Origin of the sequence: Ruegeria sp. ANG-R, assembly GCF_000813985.1 — a bacterium.
GTDB lineage: Bacteria > Pseudomonadota > Alphaproteobacteria > Rhodobacterales > Rhodobacteraceae > Ruegeria.
The window spans coordinates 884,888-900,877 of record NZ_JWLJ01000001.1; the positions used below are offsets into that span (position 1 = coordinate 884,888).

At 57.1% G+C, this 15,990-nt stretch carries 14 protein-coding genes and 3 tRNA genes; 8 read left to right on the top strand and 9 right to left on the bottom strand.

What is annotated here, in order from left to right; translation table 11 throughout:
- Positions 1-27 precede the first annotated feature (27 nt).
- A complete protein-coding gene (locus RA27_RS04400) occupies positions 28-1,614 on the bottom strand; it encodes an APC family permease (RefSeq protein WP_052265168.1) in 1,587 nt (528 codons plus the stop codon).
- 248 nt (positions 1,615-1,862) lie between these two features.
- Here RA27_RS04400 and RA27_RS04405 point away from each other — a divergent pair, with 248 nt between their 5' ends.
- Entirely contained in the window at positions 1,863-2,090 is a 228-nt protein-coding gene (locus tag RA27_RS04405) for a hypothetical protein (RefSeq protein WP_039535313.1), read from the top strand.
- Between the two features lie 77 nt (positions 2,091-2,167).
- Here RA27_RS04405 and RA27_RS04410 read toward each other — a convergent pair.
- A tRNA-Val gene (locus RA27_RS04410) sits at positions 2,168-2,242 on the bottom strand.
- Between the two features lie 213 nt (positions 2,243-2,455).
- On the opposite strand from RA27_RS04410, the gene RA27_RS04415 reads away from it, so the two are divergent.
- The 4 genes from RA27_RS04415 to uvrA all read left to right on the top strand — a co-directional run bounded on the left by RA27_RS04415 (position 2,456) and on the right by uvrA (position 6,295).
- Positions 2,456-2,532: transfer RNA gene (locus RA27_RS04415), tRNA-Asp, on the top strand.
- A 52-nt stretch (positions 2,533-2,584) separates the two neighbouring features.
- Positions 2,585-2,661, top strand: a tRNA-Asp gene (locus tag RA27_RS04420).
- Between the two features lie 101 nt (positions 2,662-2,762).
- Positions 2,763-3,329 carry a methyltransferase domain-containing protein gene (locus RA27_RS04425; RefSeq protein ID WP_039535315.1) on the top strand — a complete coding sequence of 189 codons (567 nt, stop codon included), beginning with the start codon at positions 2,763-2,765 and terminating at the stop codon, positions 3,327-3,329.
- A gap of 107 nt (positions 3,330-3,436) precedes the next feature.
- Positions 3,437-6,295 (top strand): excinuclease ABC subunit UvrA, encoded by a 2,859-nt coding sequence (gene uvrA / locus RA27_RS04430; RefSeq protein ID WP_039535317.1) that lies wholly within the window; start codon positions 3,437-3,439, stop codon positions 6,293-6,295.
- Positions 6,296-6,301: 6 nt separating this feature from the next.
- On the opposite strand, the gene RA27_RS04435 is transcribed toward uvrA, so the two are convergent.
- The 4 genes from RA27_RS04435 to RA27_RS04450 form a co-directional block, all read right to left on the bottom strand.
- Entirely contained in the window at positions 6,302-6,697 is a 396-nt protein-coding gene (locus RA27_RS04435; protein WP_039535319.1) for a hypothetical protein, read from the bottom strand.
- Positions 6,698-6,805: 108 nt separating this feature from the next.
- The gene (gene mmsB / locus RA27_RS04440) at positions 6,806-7,678 is read right to left on the bottom strand and encodes a 3-hydroxyisobutyrate dehydrogenase (RefSeq protein ID WP_039535321.1); all 873 of its coding nucleotides are present in this window, start codon (positions 7,676-7,678) and stop codon (positions 6,806-6,808) included.
- Positions 7,679-7,681: 3 nt separating this feature from the next.
- On the bottom strand, positions 7,682-8,722 hold the full coding sequence (locus RA27_RS04445; protein ID WP_039535323.1) for an enoyl-CoA hydratase/isomerase family protein: 1,041 nt from the start codon (positions 8,720-8,722) through the stop codon (positions 7,682-7,684).
- Between the two features lie 8 nt (positions 8,723-8,730).
- A complete protein-coding gene (locus tag RA27_RS04450; protein ID WP_039535325.1) occupies positions 8,731-9,873 on the bottom strand; it encodes an acyl-CoA dehydrogenase family protein in 1,143 nt (380 codons plus the stop codon).
- Positions 9,874-10,031: 158 nt separating this feature from the next.
- On the opposite strand from RA27_RS04450, the gene RA27_RS04455 reads away from it, so the two are divergent.
- Positions 10,032-10,892 (top strand): hypothetical protein, encoded by an 861-nt coding sequence (locus RA27_RS04455; protein WP_039535327.1) that lies wholly within the window; start codon positions 10,032-10,034, stop codon positions 10,890-10,892.
- Positions 10,893-10,894: 2 nt separating this feature from the next.
- On the opposite strand, the gene RA27_RS04460 is transcribed toward RA27_RS04455, so the two are convergent.
- Positions 10,895-12,010: a carboxylate-amine ligase gene (locus tag RA27_RS04460; protein ID WP_039535329.1), complete on the bottom strand. Its 1,116-nt coding sequence runs from the start codon at positions 12,008-12,010 to the stop codon at positions 10,895-10,897.
- A gap of 135 nt (positions 12,011-12,145) precedes the next feature.
- Here RA27_RS04460 and RA27_RS04465 point away from each other — a divergent pair, with 135 nt between their 5' ends.
- Positions 12,146-12,997 (top strand): class I SAM-dependent methyltransferase, encoded by an 852-nt coding sequence (locus RA27_RS04465; protein WP_039536973.1) that lies wholly within the window; start codon positions 12,146-12,148, stop codon positions 12,995-12,997.
- Positions 12,998-13,068: 71 nt separating this feature from the next.
- Positions 13,069-13,545: a fasciclin domain-containing protein gene (locus RA27_RS04470; protein WP_039535331.1), complete on the top strand. Its 477-nt coding sequence runs from the start codon at positions 13,069-13,071 to the stop codon at positions 13,543-13,545.
- A 72-nt stretch (positions 13,546-13,617) separates the two neighbouring features.
- On the opposite strand, the gene RA27_RS04475 is transcribed toward RA27_RS04470, so the two are convergent.
- On the bottom strand, positions 13,618-14,217 hold the full coding sequence (locus RA27_RS04475) for a L,D-transpeptidase (RefSeq protein WP_039535333.1): 600 nt from the start codon (positions 14,215-14,217) through the stop codon (positions 13,618-13,620).
- A gap of 189 nt (positions 14,218-14,406) precedes the next feature.
- A complete protein-coding gene (locus RA27_RS04480) occupies positions 14,407-15,906 on the bottom strand; it encodes a CoA-acylating methylmalonate-semialdehyde dehydrogenase (protein WP_039535334.1) in 1,500 nt (499 codons plus the stop codon).
- Positions 15,907-15,990: the final 84 nt, after the last annotated feature.

The following is a 15,990-nucleotide window of genomic DNA, read 5'->3' on the forward strand; positions in this document are numbered from 1 at the left end:
GAAAGGCGGGGTTTGCCCCGCCTTTTTTCAAAGGCCGATGACAGGTTTGGCAGGGTCAAGCACTTCTTCGTCAGCAATGTAGGCCTGAAACTTTTTGTCCGACAAGGCTGACCGCACGGCGAGTGCGAAAATTATAGCCGAAAATGCGACGCAAAGCAGAATGTCCCAGCCGAATGGGATTTGCTTCTGGGAGCCTTCCCCGAACTGACCCATGAAGGAAATCAACCCCAACCCGCAAAAATAGGGCATCAACCAGAGTGCCTCGGTCGCGTCCATCTCATCCAGTCGATTGTGGAACCGTATCAAGAGCAGCCCCATGCCGACAAGCAGCGCGATTCCCAGCCTCCAGACGGTATCCCAACCGCTCCAGTAAACGATCAGTGTTGAGATGGCGAAGGCTGTGAGGCCAACAAGTTTGACCGCAGGAATACGGATTGAGCGAGGGCGATCTGGCAGCAAATCACGCAGGCATACAACCGCGATGGGCCCGACCGCGAAGGACAGTACGATTGCGGCGCCATTCAGTGCGATAACTGTGGTGAACGGGACCGTTAGAAGGAATATCGTTCCGATAAGGAAATTCAGCGCGAGCGCCCACAAAGGTACGCCGAAGGATGACAGCATCTGCAAACGCTTCGGAAGAAAGCCATTCTGCGACAGAGCCAATGCAATTCGGGCATTCGACCCGGTCGCGACCAGCCCATTGCCGAATGGGCCGACCACCGAGCCCACGTTAAGCAAGCTGATAAACCACAACAGCCCGACCGACATGATGACGCCATCCAGCGGTCCTTGTCCTCCGAAGCTCAGACTTGCCCAGCCTTTGCTGATCATTGCCGGATCAAGCGCGCCGATAAAGGCGACCTGCAATCCAAGGTAGATCAAAGCGCAAAGTACAATTGAAAGAACCAGAGCGGCGGGGATGGCGAATTTTGGATTGCGAACTTCCCCAGCCATATCAACCACATGCCGGAATCCTATAAAGGAAAAGATAACTCCGCCGGTGGATACGGCCGCCATGATTCCCTTGAGGCCATAAGGTGCGAACCCGTCGGGTGCCGTGAAGTTCTGCACATCAAAGCGGGTGGTAATCAAAAGAACAGAAAGCACGATCGGGATAGCGATCTTGGCCCAGGTCAGGGTTGCGTTCACCTGAGCGAAGAATTTGACCCCCAGTGCGTTCACCGCAACAAACAGCAACATGAACAGCAACGCCACCGAGATCCCGGCCCCGGTAAGATCGCCGGTATCTTGCGCATGGAGCCATGATGCATAAGGGGCGAGGTATTTCAGCATCGCCTCAACCTCGATTGGCGCTGTGGTGTTGTAGCCAATCCAGGCGGTCCAGCCCATCGCCATCGATACGATATTGCCATGCGAAAACTGCGGAACCCGTGCGATCCCACCGGGGATTGGCAGCATGGCCGAGATTTCGGCGAATGTAATGGCCAGAATGAACATGGCCACAGCGCCGATGATCCAGGAGAGGATTGCCGCGGGGCCAGCGTGCTGCACGGCAAGAAGAGGTCCGAACAGCCAGCCGGACCCGATGATGCCTCCGACCGAAATGAAGGTTAGTCCAACCAGGCCAATTTCCCGCTTCAGATCCGCCATGCTGTATCCCTCTAAGGAATTCCGCCTGATCGACGGCAACCGAGATCAGGATACGCAGTCAGAATGAAATGTGGCAAGTCCTCAAAACATAATGAAATTTCAGTGCTATTGCGCTCTGGTTAGATCGATTTTCTGACTCGCCTGAACGCTGCCCGCGAGGCGTGGCAGAGTTCATTGAGCAATTGAGGTGGAAACGACTCGGAACTTCGGGCACGCTGGATATCTGCGCCAAGGTAGGAGAACCCAGGATGCCTCAGTACAACGATCTGTTTGAGCTTTCGGTCGAAGATATGGATTTGATTGAAGAGGCGATGCGTCATGTCATCGCCGCCAGATCACAGGCGCAGGCCGATGAGACCGGCGAGGTTCGGGAGGCCCGCGAAGACTTTGTGCGAAAGGCACATGATCTGTTGGGGCGGCTTCACGATCAAAAGATTTTCTATCGACCTAAAACTGGCGTGTATGTCGGTGGATAGGGACGCAGCGCGCGGGTGGAGCCAGCCCGAGTGGTTCTGGAATACTTCAGTACAAGCGCGTAAGTGATTGGAAAATATGGTGGGTGATAAGAGATTTGAACTCCTGACATCTTCGATGTGAACGAAGCGCTCTACCACTGAGCTAATCACCCATGGCCGGCTCAGATATAGAACCCGAGATTTATTCGCAAGCTTAAATCGCTGTCTGTTGAGGCCGTTGAGAGATTATCATGACGCTTTTGGCCCGAGCAAAGTTGGTGGCGTTGGAAAAATTCCCGATTAGGCAAAAAACTTGAAAACGCCGCTTGACGCTGCTCAGCCGTGGCCATAATACACCCCAACGTTCAGAGATGAACGGGCAGTGGGCGGTTGTAGCTCAGTTGGTTAGAGTACCGGCCTGTCACGCCGGGGGTCGCGGGTTCGAGCCCCGTCAACCGCGCCATCACTGTCAGCCTTTGATCCGGGTTAATGGATCAGCCATAGACCCTAAATGCGCGGTTGTAGCTCAGTTGGTTAGAGTACCGGCCTGTCACGCCGGGGGTCGCGGGTTCGAGCCCCGTCAACCGCGCCATTTTCCTTCAGATGCGAAATTCAGGCGCCTTTCGGGGCGTTTTTATGCCGACAACGCGCCGGTCCTGTGGTTTATTGCCCGCAAAACACCAGAGGCAAGCAGTGACCAGTCTAAATCGAGTCATCATGGCCCGGCGCAGCCGACAATGGGTACGCGGCCTCAAGCCGGATACGCTCGACGCATTTGAGATATCTGGCTCGTGGGGCAGGCAATTCGGGTTTCGCAGTTACGAACAGGCGTGGCATCGTCAGCATGACATCTGCACCGGTCCTCTGTTGGATGCGCAGCAGCAGGTGCGAAAGTTCGATCTGATTTTGGCTAACCAAGTGTGGGAGCATCTGGACCGCCCTGTAGAGGCGACGCTGAATGTGCAGGAAATGCTGCGACCCGGCGGGTATTTCTGGCTGGCGGTTCCTTTCTTTATTCCGTTTCACGCTGCCCCGACTGATTGCTCTCGCTGGTCTGCGCGCGGATTAAAAAATCTGTTGACCGAGTGCGGATTCGACCCTGCGCACATCCGGGCCGAACAATGGGGCAACCGACAAGCGGCCCTGCGCAATCTCGAACCTGAGTGGCCACCTGAATATGACCCGGAGACGGATAATCTGGACAACGATCCCGATTTTCCGATCTGCGCATGGGCACTGGCGCGGAAATCCGACGACTAGGCGGAAGGTGTCGAAAATCCGCTTGTTCATACTTTGTTCTAATTTTTTGGTTGGAGACTCAGCGCTGCTCGCCTATCTCTGAGGGGCGTTGGTTGTTGGGGGCCAGAATGGCTGAGCTGAAGAATATCGAGGTGCGCGGCGCGCGTGAGCATAACCTCAAAAGCATTGATGTCGACATTCCGCGGGACCAGCTGGTGGTGATCACCGGCTTGTCGGGCTCGGGCAAGTCATCGCTGGCGTTCGATACGATTTACGCCGAGGGGCAGCGTCGCTATGTCGAAAGCCTGTCAGCTTATGCGCGCCAATTCCTCGACATGATGGAAAAGCCCGATGTGGATCACATCAGCGGCCTTTCCCCGGCGATTTCGATTGAGCAAAAGACGACTTCGAAGAATCCGCGCTCGACCGTCGGCACCGTGACCGAGATCTACGACTACCTGCGCCTGCTCTTTGCCCGCGCAGGGACGCCCTTCAGTCCGGCCACCGGCCTGCCGATCGAGGCGCAACAGGTGCAGGATATGGTCGACCGCATCATGACGATGGAAGAGGGCACGCGCGGCTACCTGCTGGCCCCCATCGTGCGGGACCGGAAGGGTGAATATAAGAAAGAATTCCTTGAACTTCGCAAGCAGGGCTTTCAGCGCGTCAAAGTGGATGGCGAGTTTTACGAGCTGGACGAACCGCCGACGCTGGACAAGAAATTTCGACATGATATCGACGTGGTGGTTGATCGTCTGGTGGTACGCGAAGGCATGGAAACCCGACTGGCCGACAGCCTGCGTACGGCGCTTGATTTGGCAGATGGAATCGCAGTTCTCGAAACCGCACCGAAAGAGGGCGAGGCCGAGCGGATTACGTTCAGCGAGAATTTTGCCTGTCCGGTCAGTGGCTTCACAATCCCTGAGATTGAACCGCGTTTGTTCTCGTTCAACGCACCATTCGGGGCCTGCCCGGATTGTGACGGGTTGGGCGTTGAGCTGTTCTTTGATGAGCGTCTGGTCGTGCCGGACCAGACATTGAAGCTATATGATGGGGCGCTGGCTCCGTGGCGGAAGGGCAAATCGCCATACTTCCTGCAAACCATCGAAGCCATCGCGCGCCACTACGAATTCGACAAGAACACGCCCTGGAAGGATCTACCGAAAAAGGTCCAACAGGTCTTTCTACGCGGCTCAGGTGACGAAGAAATCCAGTTTCGGTACGACGAGGGCGGTCGCGTCTACCAAGTTACCCGAAGCTTCGAAGGCGTCATTCCCAACATGGAGCGCCGGTATCGTGAGACGGACAGCGCGTGGATTCGCGAAGAGTTCGAGCGCTATCAGAACAATCGACCCTGCGGCACCTGTGAGGGGTACCGACTGCGCCCTGAGGCTCTGGCGGTCAAGATTGCCGGTCTGCATGTTGGACAGGTGGTCGAGATGTCGATCCGAGAGGCCCTGGCATGGGTCGAAGACGCGCCAAACCATCTGAGCGCGCAGAAGAACGAGATCGCGCGTGCTATCCTCAAGGAAATCCGTGAACGGCTCGGATTCCTGAATAATGTTGGTTTGGAATACCTTACGTTGTCGCGTTCAAGTGGAACCCTGTCCGGTGGCGAAAGCCAGCGTATTCGTCTGGCCAGCCAGATCGGCTCGGGGCTCACGGGCGTTCTGTATGTATTGGACGAACCCTCAATCGGTTTGCATCAGCGCGACAACGACCGGCTGCTGGGGACACTCAAGAACCTGCGCGATCAGGGCAATACGGTCATCGTCGTCGAACATGATGAGGAGGCCATCCGCGAAGCAGACTACGTTTTCGATATCGGCCCTGGTGCAGGGGTGCACGGGGGACAGGTGGTCAGCCATGGCACACCGGAACATATTGCGGGCGACACGGCGTCGATCACGGGGCAGTATCTGTCTGGAACCCGCGAAATCGCTGTGCCAGCCGAGCGGCGAAAGGGCAGGAAGCAGAAGGTGAGTGTGGTCAAGGCCACAGGCAACAACCTCAAGAATGTCACGGCTGATTTTCCTTTGGGCAAGTTCGTCTGCGTAACCGGTGTGTCCGGAGGTGGGAAATCCACTCTGACCATCGAGACATTGTTTAAAACGGCTTCGATGCGGCTGAACGGGGCGCGCCAGACTCCTGCGCCTTGCGAGACAATCAAAGGTCTCGAACATCTGGATAAGGTCATCGACATTGACCAGCGACCGATCGGGCGGACTCCGCGTTCGAATCCAGCGACTTACACCGGGGCCTTCACGCCGATACGCGACTGGTTTGCTGGCCTGCCGGAAGCCAAGGCGCGCGGCTACAAACCGGGGCGTTTCAGCTTCAACGTCAAAGGCGGCCGGTGCGAGGCCTGCCAGGGCGATGGTGTCATCAAGATCGAGATGCATTTTCTGCCCGATGTCTATGTCACCTGTGAAACCTGCAAAGGCGCGCGTTATAACCGCGAGACGCTGGAGATCAAGTTCAAGGGTAAATCGATCGCCGATGTGCTTGATATGACAGTGGAAGACGCGCAGGAGTTTTTCAAAGCCGTGCCGTCGATCCGCGATAAGATGGACGCTTTGGCGCGTGTCGGGCTTGGCTATATCAAGGTCGGTCAACAGGCCACCACGCTGTCCGGTGGTGAGGCGCAGCGGGTGAAGCTTTCCAAGGAGCTGAGCAAGCGTTCAACGGGCCGAACGCTTTACATTCTGGACGAGCCCACTACGGGCCTGCATTTCGAGGATGTGCGTAAGCTGTTGGAGGTGCTTCACGAATTGGTTGATCAGGGAAATACCGTCGTCGTGATCGAACACAATCTGGACGTGGTCAAAACCGCTGACTGGATTATCGATATCGGGCCGGAAGGTGGTGACGGCGGTGGTCAGGTCGTGGCAGAAGGTACGCCTGAGGACGTCGCAGAGTGCGAGCGCAGTCATACCGGGCGATATCTGAAGCCGATGCTGGACGGTCGGGCCGTAGCAGCGGAGTAGCGCTGATCAATATAGGATATCAGCGACCGCGCCGATAAGGTTCAGCACCTTGTGTGTTTCGGGATCGATTGAATAAACATAGTCCCCTGCACGTACATAGTTGCCACCGCGCCGCAGGCCATAGCGATACGGATCGTTGATCCAAATGTAATCATCGAGCCGGTCGCCAGCCCGATAGAGTTTCTTGGCCTGACCGGGCGGCACACAGGGTATCGCCTTTTTCGCCAGACCTGGTGGGCAATGCCCGACCTTGTTCCCGTATGCCGCGCCGGATTGCGGCGTGACACGCTCGACCTGCAGCTTGGATTTGTTCTTACCCTTGCTGTTGCCGTTTCCGGCTAAAGCCGTAGCGGGAGGTAGCGCGAGCAACGTAATCATCGAAATACAGGTCAAGGTTTTCATGGAAGCGCGCTCCGGCGTGGGTGTGGCAACATTGGCTGCACTATATCCAATCAGCCGGCGACGCGCCCCGGTCTTTTCTAGCCTTGTGCGGTTCTCCGCCAAAAGAGGCTAGGGGCGAGAGCGTTTTTCGAACCGAGGTAGCATCGCGCTGAAGTCGCGGCCCAAGCCGTCTTCGTGCTCGACAAACTGCTCGTAGAGTATTGCCGCGATCTGTCCCATAGGCGTATCGGCATCGGCACTTTCAGCAGCCTGTTGACTCAGGCGCAAATCCTTCAGCATCAGTTCGGCGGCAAATCCGGGATTGTAGTCATTATCAGAGGGGCTTTCCGGTCCGACGCCGGGGGCAGGGCAATACGCATTCATCGTCCAGCTGTAGCCAGACGAGGTGCTGACCACATCGAACATCTTTTGCCGATCCAAACCCAGCTTGTCCGCAAGCGCAAACGCCTCGCATGTCGCGATCATTGTCACGCCAAGGATCATGTTGTTGCAGATTTTGGCAGCCTGACCCGCGCCAGCCTCTCCGCAGTGTACAGCTTTCTGGCCCATGATTTCGAACAGCGGCGCGGCTTTCGAAAAAGCAGTGTCAGAGCCGCCGGCCATGAAGGTCAGCGTGCCTGCGGCCGCGCCGCCAATTCCACCTGAAACAGGCGCGTCAACCGACAGAAGACCGGCGCCGGCAGCTTGCTGTGCCACAGCGCGTGCACTGTCGACATCCACGGTCGAGCAATCGATCAGTACAGCGCCGTTTTGCATCGCGGGAATGACTTCACCGGCAACGGCACGAAGAATCTGACCGTTGGGCAGCATGGTGATGACAGCCTCAGCATTCGCGGCGGCGGCGGCACCCGAGGTGACCATCTCTACGCCTTCAACCGCAACGTCTGCCTGATCGAAGCCGATTACATCGTGGCCTGCCCGCGCCAGATTGGCGGCCATCGGAGCCCCCATGTTGCCCAGCCCTATGAATGCGATTTTCATCCGTTACTCCTCTGACAAACTCAATGCATCCGCACCAAGCGGTTGCAGCATTTCGGAAACTGCGGCCGCGGGTACATCCAGATCGGCATACTGCCACCTTGGGTTGCGGTCCTTGTCGATGATCAGGGCACGAATACCTTCCAGAAAATCCCCGTGCTCCATCGCGCGATAGGTGAAGCGGTACTCCAGATCCAGTGCCTTTTGCAACGTCGGCCCGGCCCCCCGCAGACGGTGCAGCATCTCGACTGCAGAGGCCATTGCGATCGGAGAGTTGTTGTGCAGCGTATCAAGAATTTTCTTCGAAAATTCGGTATCACCGCTGCGCAGACTGTTCAAATTATCACTCAGGCTTTCGCCGCCGAAAAACTTATCGATGTCTTCCCGCATGTTCGCCAGAGGGCTGTCCGGGGCGGGCAGTGCATGTTCTTCTACCAACTCAGCCCGGCCGGATGCTTCCAGAAGGTCGATCAGTTCCGGCCAACGGTCTTGCGGAATGAAGTGATCGGCAAATCCGGCATGGATTGCGTCACCAGGCCCCATGCGATAGCCGGTCGTGCCCAGATACTCACCTAAACGGCCCGGCGCCAGCGCCAGCATCAGTGATCCGCCCACGTCTGGGACAAGGCCGATCGAGCATTCCGGCATTGCGATTTTTGAGCTTTCACCCACAACGCGATGGCTGCCATGGCATCCGACGCCAACTCCACCACCCATGGTGAAACCCTGCAGGAAGCTGATCACCGGCTTTGGATATTCGAATATCAGGGCGTTCAGGCGGTATTCGTCGCGCCAGAATTTTTGGCCGTAGGCATAGTCGCCTGTGGTACCGCTCGCGTAAAGTTCGGCGATGTCCCCGCCCGCGCAGAAGGCTTTTTCACCCTCTGCATCGAGGATGATCAGATCGACCTCATCATCTTCACGCCAATTGCGCAGGGCGGTGTCGATAGCCATGCACATGTCATAGCTGAGTGCATTCAATGCATTTGGCCGGGTCAGCGTAATGCGCCCTGCACGGCCCGTTGTGCGAATGTCGATATCGGACATCTATGACCTCAGCGGTTGGAGAGCATCTGACGCGCAACGATCACGCGCATGATCTCGTTCGTGCCTTCGAGAATCTGATGCACGCGCAAGTCCCGCACAAGCTTTTCGATTCCATAGTCCGCGAGATAGCCATACCCGCCATGCAGTTGCAGGCATTGGTCCACGACTTTCGATCCGGTTTCTGTCACGAATTTCTTGGCCATTGCGCAGAACTTGGTGGCGTCCGGTGCACCCTGATCCAGTTTCCACGCGGCTTGACGCAGGAAAGTGCGTGCCGCCTGAAGCTCGATCTCCATGTCTGCCAGTCGGAATTGCAGCGCCTGAAACTGATCGATCGACTGCCCGAAAGCCTTGCGTTCGGACATGTATTGCAATGTCATGTCGAGACCGTTCTGAGCCGCACCCAGCGAGCAGGACGCGATATTCAGGCGACCGCCGTCCAACCCCATCATGGCGTATTTGAAACCGCTACCCTCGGTTCCGACCAGATTGCCTGACGGGATTTTGCAGTCATCAAACTGGACCTGCGCGGTGGGCTGGCTTTTCCAGCCCATTTTCTGTTCCAACGCGCCAAAGCTCAGGCCCGGAGTGCCGTCTTCGACATAAACCGTTGAGATGCCTTTGGGGCCATCCGCGCCGGTGCGGACCATGCAGACATAGGCATCCGAATAACCTCCGCCCGAAATGAAAGCCTTTGTTCCATTCAGCGTGTAGCCTTCATTGGTACGGTCGGCTCGGGTTTTCAGTGCGGCCGCATCCGAGCCCGAGCCGGGTTCTGTCAGGCAGTAGCTGAGGACGGTTTCGAGGCCCAGAATGTCGGGCATGATGCGGGATTTCAGATCGTCGCTGCCAAAACTGTCCAGCATTTTGGCGCACATGTTGTGGATCGAAAGGAACGCCGCGACCGAGGGGCAGGCCATCGACAGCGCTTCGAACACCAGGGTTGCATCCAGCCGGGTCAGGCCGGACCCGCCTGCCTCTTCCGAGACATAGAGACCCCCAAACCCGAGTTCACCGATTTTGGGCCAAAGCTCTTTTGGAATAGTCCCGTCCGCTTCCCACTGACGCGCAAAAGGGGCGATGTGGTCTTGGCCAAAGGCGTAGGCCATATCGAAAATGGCCGTTTGTTCTTCGGTCAGCGCGAAATCCATGACGTGTATTTCCTGTTGGCTGTAGAATTGAACGAGCGTTTTATTCTTCAATCCTTACAGAAATTTTTCAACAACGGCAAACGCTGCGATTTGGGGGATATCGGGAGGGTGGGGTATACTCCCGGAATTCTAGATTTTGATCGTTACGGAGCTTTCTGATGCCATCGCACAAATTAGCCGTTATCGCGATTCACGGAATGGGTAGCCAGTACAATCCGCAAGGTCAGCCCGCGTCCACGACACCTACATTTTCCAAAGGGCTGAAACGGCGTGTCTCGAACCGGGTAGGTGCAGACATGGATGATGTGATCTGGCACGAGGTCGTCTGGGCACAAATCCTGCAGGGACGGCAAAAGGACTATCTGCGGAAGGTCAACCGAAGCCTTGGCTACGACAAGCTGCGAGAGTTTGTTGTTTGCAATTTGTCAGATGCGGCATCCTATCGCCAAACGCCCGATGATGGTGACAAGATCTACGATGCGATCCACCAGAAAGTCGAAAATGTGATGGGGGTGGTCAAACATCAGGTCGGGGATCAGGGCCCGGTGCTGATCGTGGCGCATTCGCTTGGCGGGCACATCATGTCGAACTACATCTACGACATGCAGAGACATCTCAGGCAGGGCGGATCGCCCGTGCATCCGACAGATGTCGAAAACATGAAAACGGTTGCAGGTATCGTGACGTTCGGATGCAATATCCCGATCTTCCTTTTTGCATATCCCGAGAATGAGATATTCCCGATCATGGCCCCGAACCGGGCACTGCCGCCCGCGTTGCAGTTTTCGACCTGGTGGCGAAACTACTATGACAAGCACGACGTTTTGGGTTTTCCTTTGGGCAAGAGCGCGCCGAGCTATGAACAACTGGCGCAAAGCGGGGCGCTTAGGGACAAGCCGATAAATGCGGGAAAAATCTTTACCTCGTGGAATCCGTTATCTCATAACGGTTACTGGACCGACCGTGATTTGTATGAACCCGTGGCGGACCGGATCAAGGAGATTCTGGCGGCGGTCTGAGCTTACAGGTCCGCATGAAACTCTTCGATCAGATGGGTGACAACAGCCCGGCCGGGGTCATCTCCGCGCGCTGTCGCCTCGGCGTGAATGCGACGTTGACGGGTGGCAGACGTTCCGGTCTCTGCGATCTGCCGCAGTCGCGCGAGTTCGGTCATGGTGCCTAGCGCCTCGGTGTCTTCAGCGAGCATACCCATAAGCTCTCCCATCAGTTCGGCCATTGGCTTGATCGAGCGGTCGCCGAAATCAATCAGACCTTCGCCCACGCCGTAGCGCTGAGCACGCCATCGGTTTTCGCCGATCAGAAACTTATCATATTGCCGCCAGCGAAGATTGCGGTCCTTCAGGCGGCACAGCATTCGCGTCAGCGCCTGTACCAGAGCGGCCAGAGACAGCGTGTGTTCAAGCCTTGGCTGCACATCCATGATGCGCGTCTCCAGAGTGGGAAACCGGTGAGAGGGACGGAGATCCCACCATATTTTCGAGGTGTCTTCGATCACGCCGAGTTCAACCAATACACCAGTCGTGCGCTCGTATTCGCCCCAACTGCCAAACACCGGGGGCAGGCCGGTGCGGGGCAGATTGTCGAATACGGTCAGCCTGTAAGAGGACAGCCCGGTATCCTCGCCGTTCCAGTAGGGGGACGAGGTCGACAACGCCAGCAGGTGGGGCAGAAAGTACGAAAGCTGCGGCATCAGGTCGGCGCGCAGGGCCTGGTCCCCAACCCCCACATGAACGTGCATCCCGCAAATCAACATGCGCCGCGCAACGCCACCCAGGGCGTGCTGCAAGGCATCGTAGCGTTCCTTGCGGGTGTGATGTTGGTCTTTCCAGTTGGCGAATGGATGGCAGGACACTGCGATTGGTGCCAGATTGTATTCGGCTGCGCGTTCCGACACGCAGGACCTCAGGCGCCTCAGGTCTTCGCGCGCGGATTTGATCGTAGTGTGCGGGCGGGTGCCGACCTCGATCTGGCATTGCAGGAATTCGGGGCTGACCTGACCTTCGAAATCGTTCTGGCACGCCTCGATCAAGGCGGCCGGGGCGTGCGCAAGCTGCAGGCTGTCGCGATCAACCAGCAGGTACTCTTCCTCGATCCCTAACGTGAATTCCTGCTGCATGGCGGTCCTCATCGTTCAATTCCAGTCAGTGAATACGGAATTTTCTCTTTTGCCAAGGGTTTGACGCAACGGTCCTTGCAGAAGTCGCGCGTGCAAAGGTAAGGAACAGGCGCAATGCAGATTGGAGCCGCACTCGTGAAACCCAGAAAATTCCCGCAGATCAACGCTGCCCTAGATGAGTTGGGAGTGAAGTTGATCGACAAAGTCACGGAACAGGATGAGCGGACGCGGCTTGAGGCGTTCGAGCGGGCGGGGGGGTTGACCCGTCCGGCCTATGCGCTGTCTCCGGGTATGGATGGGTTCGACATCAGTCAGTTGTCCGAGGAGTACCGGCAACACGCAAAAGCGTTGGAAGCTTTGAAAGACCCTGCGCGCAATCAGACCGGTTATCATATCAACAACGGCTATTATGACAGCCCCGATGCGGATGCGTTATATCTGATGATCCGCCGTTTTCAGCCGAAACGCGTGATCGAGGTCGGGTGTGGCAACTCGACCCGAGTAACACGGCAGGCGGTCATCGACGGTGGTCTGGATACGACCATTACCGCAATTGATCCGTACCCGCGCGCCGATATCGCTCATGTCGTCGATCAGTTCGAGCAGAAGCGACTGGAAGAGGTCGATCCGGCCCTGTTCGAACAACTCGAATCCGGGGACGTCCTGTTCATCGATTCCAGTCATGTTGTCCGCATGAGCAACGACGTGGCCCACCTGTTTTGCCGGATCATTCCGGCGCTGAAACCGGGCGTCGTCATACATGTCCACGATGTTTTTCTGCCCTACGAATATCCGAAACGGTTCTTCTATGACTGCCCGGGCTGGGGTGAGCAGTATATGTTACACGCGTTGCTGCAATCCGGTTCGTATTCAATGCTTTGGCCGGGATACTATCTGCAACAGGAGCGTCCCGATGCGGTCGAGGCGCTGCCGTTTCTCAGGGATGGGCGTGCTCAGAGCATATGGGTTCAACTCAAAGAAAAATGATCTCTATGTGATCCGGCGCGGCAAACGGCCCGTACCCCTTTCCATAACAAGCTGGAGAGGAGTTAACAGCCATGTTCCGCCGTACATTCATGGGCGCCGCCGCCGCATTTGCTCTTGCACTGCCTGTCAAGGCGCAGGCCGCAGATATCGTCGACACGGCGGTATCCGCTGGGTCGTTCAATACTCTGGTCGCCGCGGTTCAAGCTGCTGGGTTAGTCGATACGTTGAAAGGGGACGGAACTTTCACGGTTTTTGCGCCCACCGATGAGGCGTTTGCCGCGCTGCCCGAGGGGACGGTAGAAACGCTGCTGCTGCCGGAAAACAAGGATCAGCTGGTGTCGATCCTGACCTACCATGTCGTACCCGCCAAGGTGATGTCTGGCGATATCGCTGGCAAACGCGCCAAAGTCCTGACCGTGCAGGGCGATCGTCTGAGCGTCAACGCCAAGAACGGCGTCAAGGTGAACGGTGCCAACGTCGTTCAGGCTGATATCGAAGCCAGCAACGGCGTTATCCACGTTGTGGATGAAGTGATCCTGCCCGAATAAGTACTCCAGACCCCCCAACAGCAAAGCCTCGGTCCTGATGGCCGGGGCTTTTCCATGCGCAATGCGGACAGTTTACAGCAGGCGAACCTGAGTGCCCACCTGAACCAGCGGGTACAGCTCTTCCACGTGCTGATTGTACAGGCCAATACAGCCGGACGAACTCTGTCGACCGATCTTGCGTGTATCATGCGTGCCGTGAACCAGATAGGCGGGCCAGCCCAGATACATTGCGCGGGTGCCTAGTGGGTTACCGGGGTCGCCACCCTCCATGCGAACCGGCAGCGATGGATCGCGTTCGCGCATGGACGATGTCGGCGTCCAGCTTGGGTTTTCGGCTTTGCGTGTAACCTTGGTATAGCCCCGCTTGGTCAGTTCTTCGCTCATCGGAACCGAGCTGGGATAGAGTTTATAGGTCCCATCGGGCCCCCAGTAGTGCACCGCACGGCTGGTAATATCTGCCAACAGGGCGCCGACACCCAGCTCGTCAAAGTGATCCTGCCAGTTCTGCTGCGAGAACGAGGAAACGTTGCGGCGTACCGGCAACTGTGTGCTGATCGCTTCTTCATCCTGCGGGAAAGCGTCGGTGCTTTGGGCGCGTACGACTACGGGCGTTGCAATCAGCGATGCGGCGCCCAACAGGGCATGGCGACGGGTCAAATGATTTTGGGACAAGGTTGCCTCCGGGAAGATGTGAACTGCTCGTCTATTTGATTTGGCGATAAAATATTAGTGAAGACCTGATTTTTCCAGAGGGTCGCGTCTGAATTTCTTGTGAGGTGCGTGAACGGGCGGAAACTGACCTAGGCGCATAAAAAACCCGGCCTTACTGGGGCCGGGTTTCCTGAGACATGATCAGAGCGATCAGTCCATCGCTTTGAAGTTGAACTCGCCGCCTTCCTTGATGCCCGACGGCCAGCGCGATGTGACAGTCTTGGTGCGCGAGTAGAACTTGAAGCTGTCCGGACCGTGCTGGTTCAGGTCGCCGAACATGGATTTCTTCCAGCCGCCAAAGGTGTGATACGCAAGCGGAACCGGGATCGGCACGTTGATGCCGACCATGCCGATATTGATCCGGCTGGCGAAATCACGTGCGGTGTCGCCGTCGCGGGTGAAGATCGCGGTGCCGTTGCCGTATTCATGATCCATCGCCAGTTTCAGCGCTTCTTCATAAGAACCCGCGCGGACGGTCGACAGGACCGGGCCAAAGATCTCTTGCTTATAGATGTCCATGTCGGGCGTGACGTTGTCGAACAGGTGCGGGCCGACAAAGAAACCGTCCTCATAACCCTGCAGGCTGAAGTCGCGGTTGTCGACAACCAGCTTCGCGCCTTGCTCAACGCCCGAGTTGATCAGGCCAAGGATACGTTCTTTTGCAGCGGCGGTGACCACCGGCCCCATGTCAACATCGTCGCCCGCTGTGTAGGGGCCGACTTTCAGCTTTTCGACACGCGGGATCAGTTTTTCGATCAGCGCGTCTGCGGTTTCTTCACCAACCGGTACAGCAACCGAGATCGCCATACAGCGTTCGCCGGCTGCGCCGAAACCTGCACCGACCAGCGCATCCGCGGCCTGATCCAGATCGGCGTCAGGCATAACGATCATGTGGTTCTTGGCGCCACCGAAGCACTGCGCGCGTTTGCCGTTGGCGGTTGCACGAGCATAGATGTACTGCGCGATCGGGGTCGAGCCCACGAACGACACGCCCTGAATGATTTCACTGTCGAGCAGGGTGTCAACGGCCTCTTTGTCGCCGTTTACAACCTGGAACACGCCTTTGGGCAGACCAGCTTCGACAAACAGTTCAGCCAGCATCAATGGAACAGATGGGTCACGCTCGGACGGTTTCAGAACAACTGCGTTGCCGCACGCCAGAGCAGGGCCGACATGCCACAGCGGCATCATGGCCGGGAAGTTGAACGGCATGATCGAGGCGACCACACCCAGCGGCTGACGCATCGAATACATATCGATGCCCGGGCCCGCGCTGTCGGTAAATTCACCTTTCAGCATCTGGGGCGCGCCGATGCAGTATTCGATCACCTCCAGACCGCGCTGCAGATCGCCTTTGGCATCGGGGATGGTTTTGCCATGCTCGCGGCTGAGCGCTTCGGCAAGTTTGTCCATATCACGGTTCATCAGGCCAACCATAGCCATCATGACGCGCGCGCGTTTCTGCGGGTTGGTTGCGCCCCAAGCGACCTGAGCTGCTGCGGCGTCCTCAATCGCTGCGGTGGTCTCGGCAACACTTGCCATCGGGCATTGATACTGCACTTCGCCCGTTGCCGGGTTGAATACATCGTCAAAGCGGCCAGATGTACCGGCGACATGTTCGCCGTTGATGAAATGGGTCAGGTTCTGCATGGCAAATTCCTCCGGATTAGGTTGCGCGCAGAATAGACTTGCGAAAATTACCTGAACAGAGGCAATATTTCAAATCTGTTTTGC

Excerpts from the sequence above, each read along its gene's own strand:
- RA27_RS04400 (WP_052265168.1), bottom strand. The coding sequence starts at position 1,614 with ATGGCGGATCTGAAGCGGGAAATTGGCCTGGTTGGACTAACCTTCATT.
- RA27_RS04405 (WP_039535313.1), top strand. The coding sequence starts at position 1,863 with ATGCCTCAGTACAACGATCTGTTTGAGCTTTCGGTCGAAGATATGGAT.
- uvrA (WP_039535317.1), top strand. The coding sequence starts at position 3,437 with ATGGCTGAGCTGAAGAATATCGAGGTGCGCGGCGCGCGTGAGCATAAC.
- RA27_RS04435 (WP_039535319.1), bottom strand. The coding sequence starts at position 6,697 with ATGAAAACCTTGACCTGTATTTCGATGATTACGTTGCTCGCGCTACCT.
- mmsB (WP_039535321.1), bottom strand. The coding sequence starts at position 7,678 with ATGAAAATCGCATTCATAGGGCTGGGCAACATGGGGGCTCCGATGGCC.
- RA27_RS04445 (WP_039535323.1), bottom strand. The coding sequence starts at position 8,722 with ATGTCCGATATCGACATTCGCACAACGGGCCGTGCAGGGCGCATTACG.
- RA27_RS04450 (WP_039535325.1), bottom strand. The coding sequence starts at position 9,873 with ATGGATTTCGCGCTGACCGAAGAACAAACGGCCATTTTCGATATGGCC.
- RA27_RS04455 (WP_039535327.1), top strand. The coding sequence starts at position 10,032 with ATGCCATCGCACAAATTAGCCGTTATCGCGATTCACGGAATGGGTAGC.
- RA27_RS04460 (WP_039535329.1), bottom strand. The coding sequence starts at position 12,010 with ATGCAGCAGGAATTCACGTTAGGGATCGAGGAAGAGTACCTGCTGGTT.
- RA27_RS04470 (WP_039535331.1), top strand. The coding sequence starts at position 13,069 with ATGTTCCGCCGTACATTCATGGGCGCCGCCGCCGCATTTGCTCTTGCA.
- RA27_RS04480 (WP_039535334.1), bottom strand. The coding sequence starts at position 15,906 with ATGCAGAACCTGACCCATTTCATCAACGGCGAACATGTCGCCGGTACA.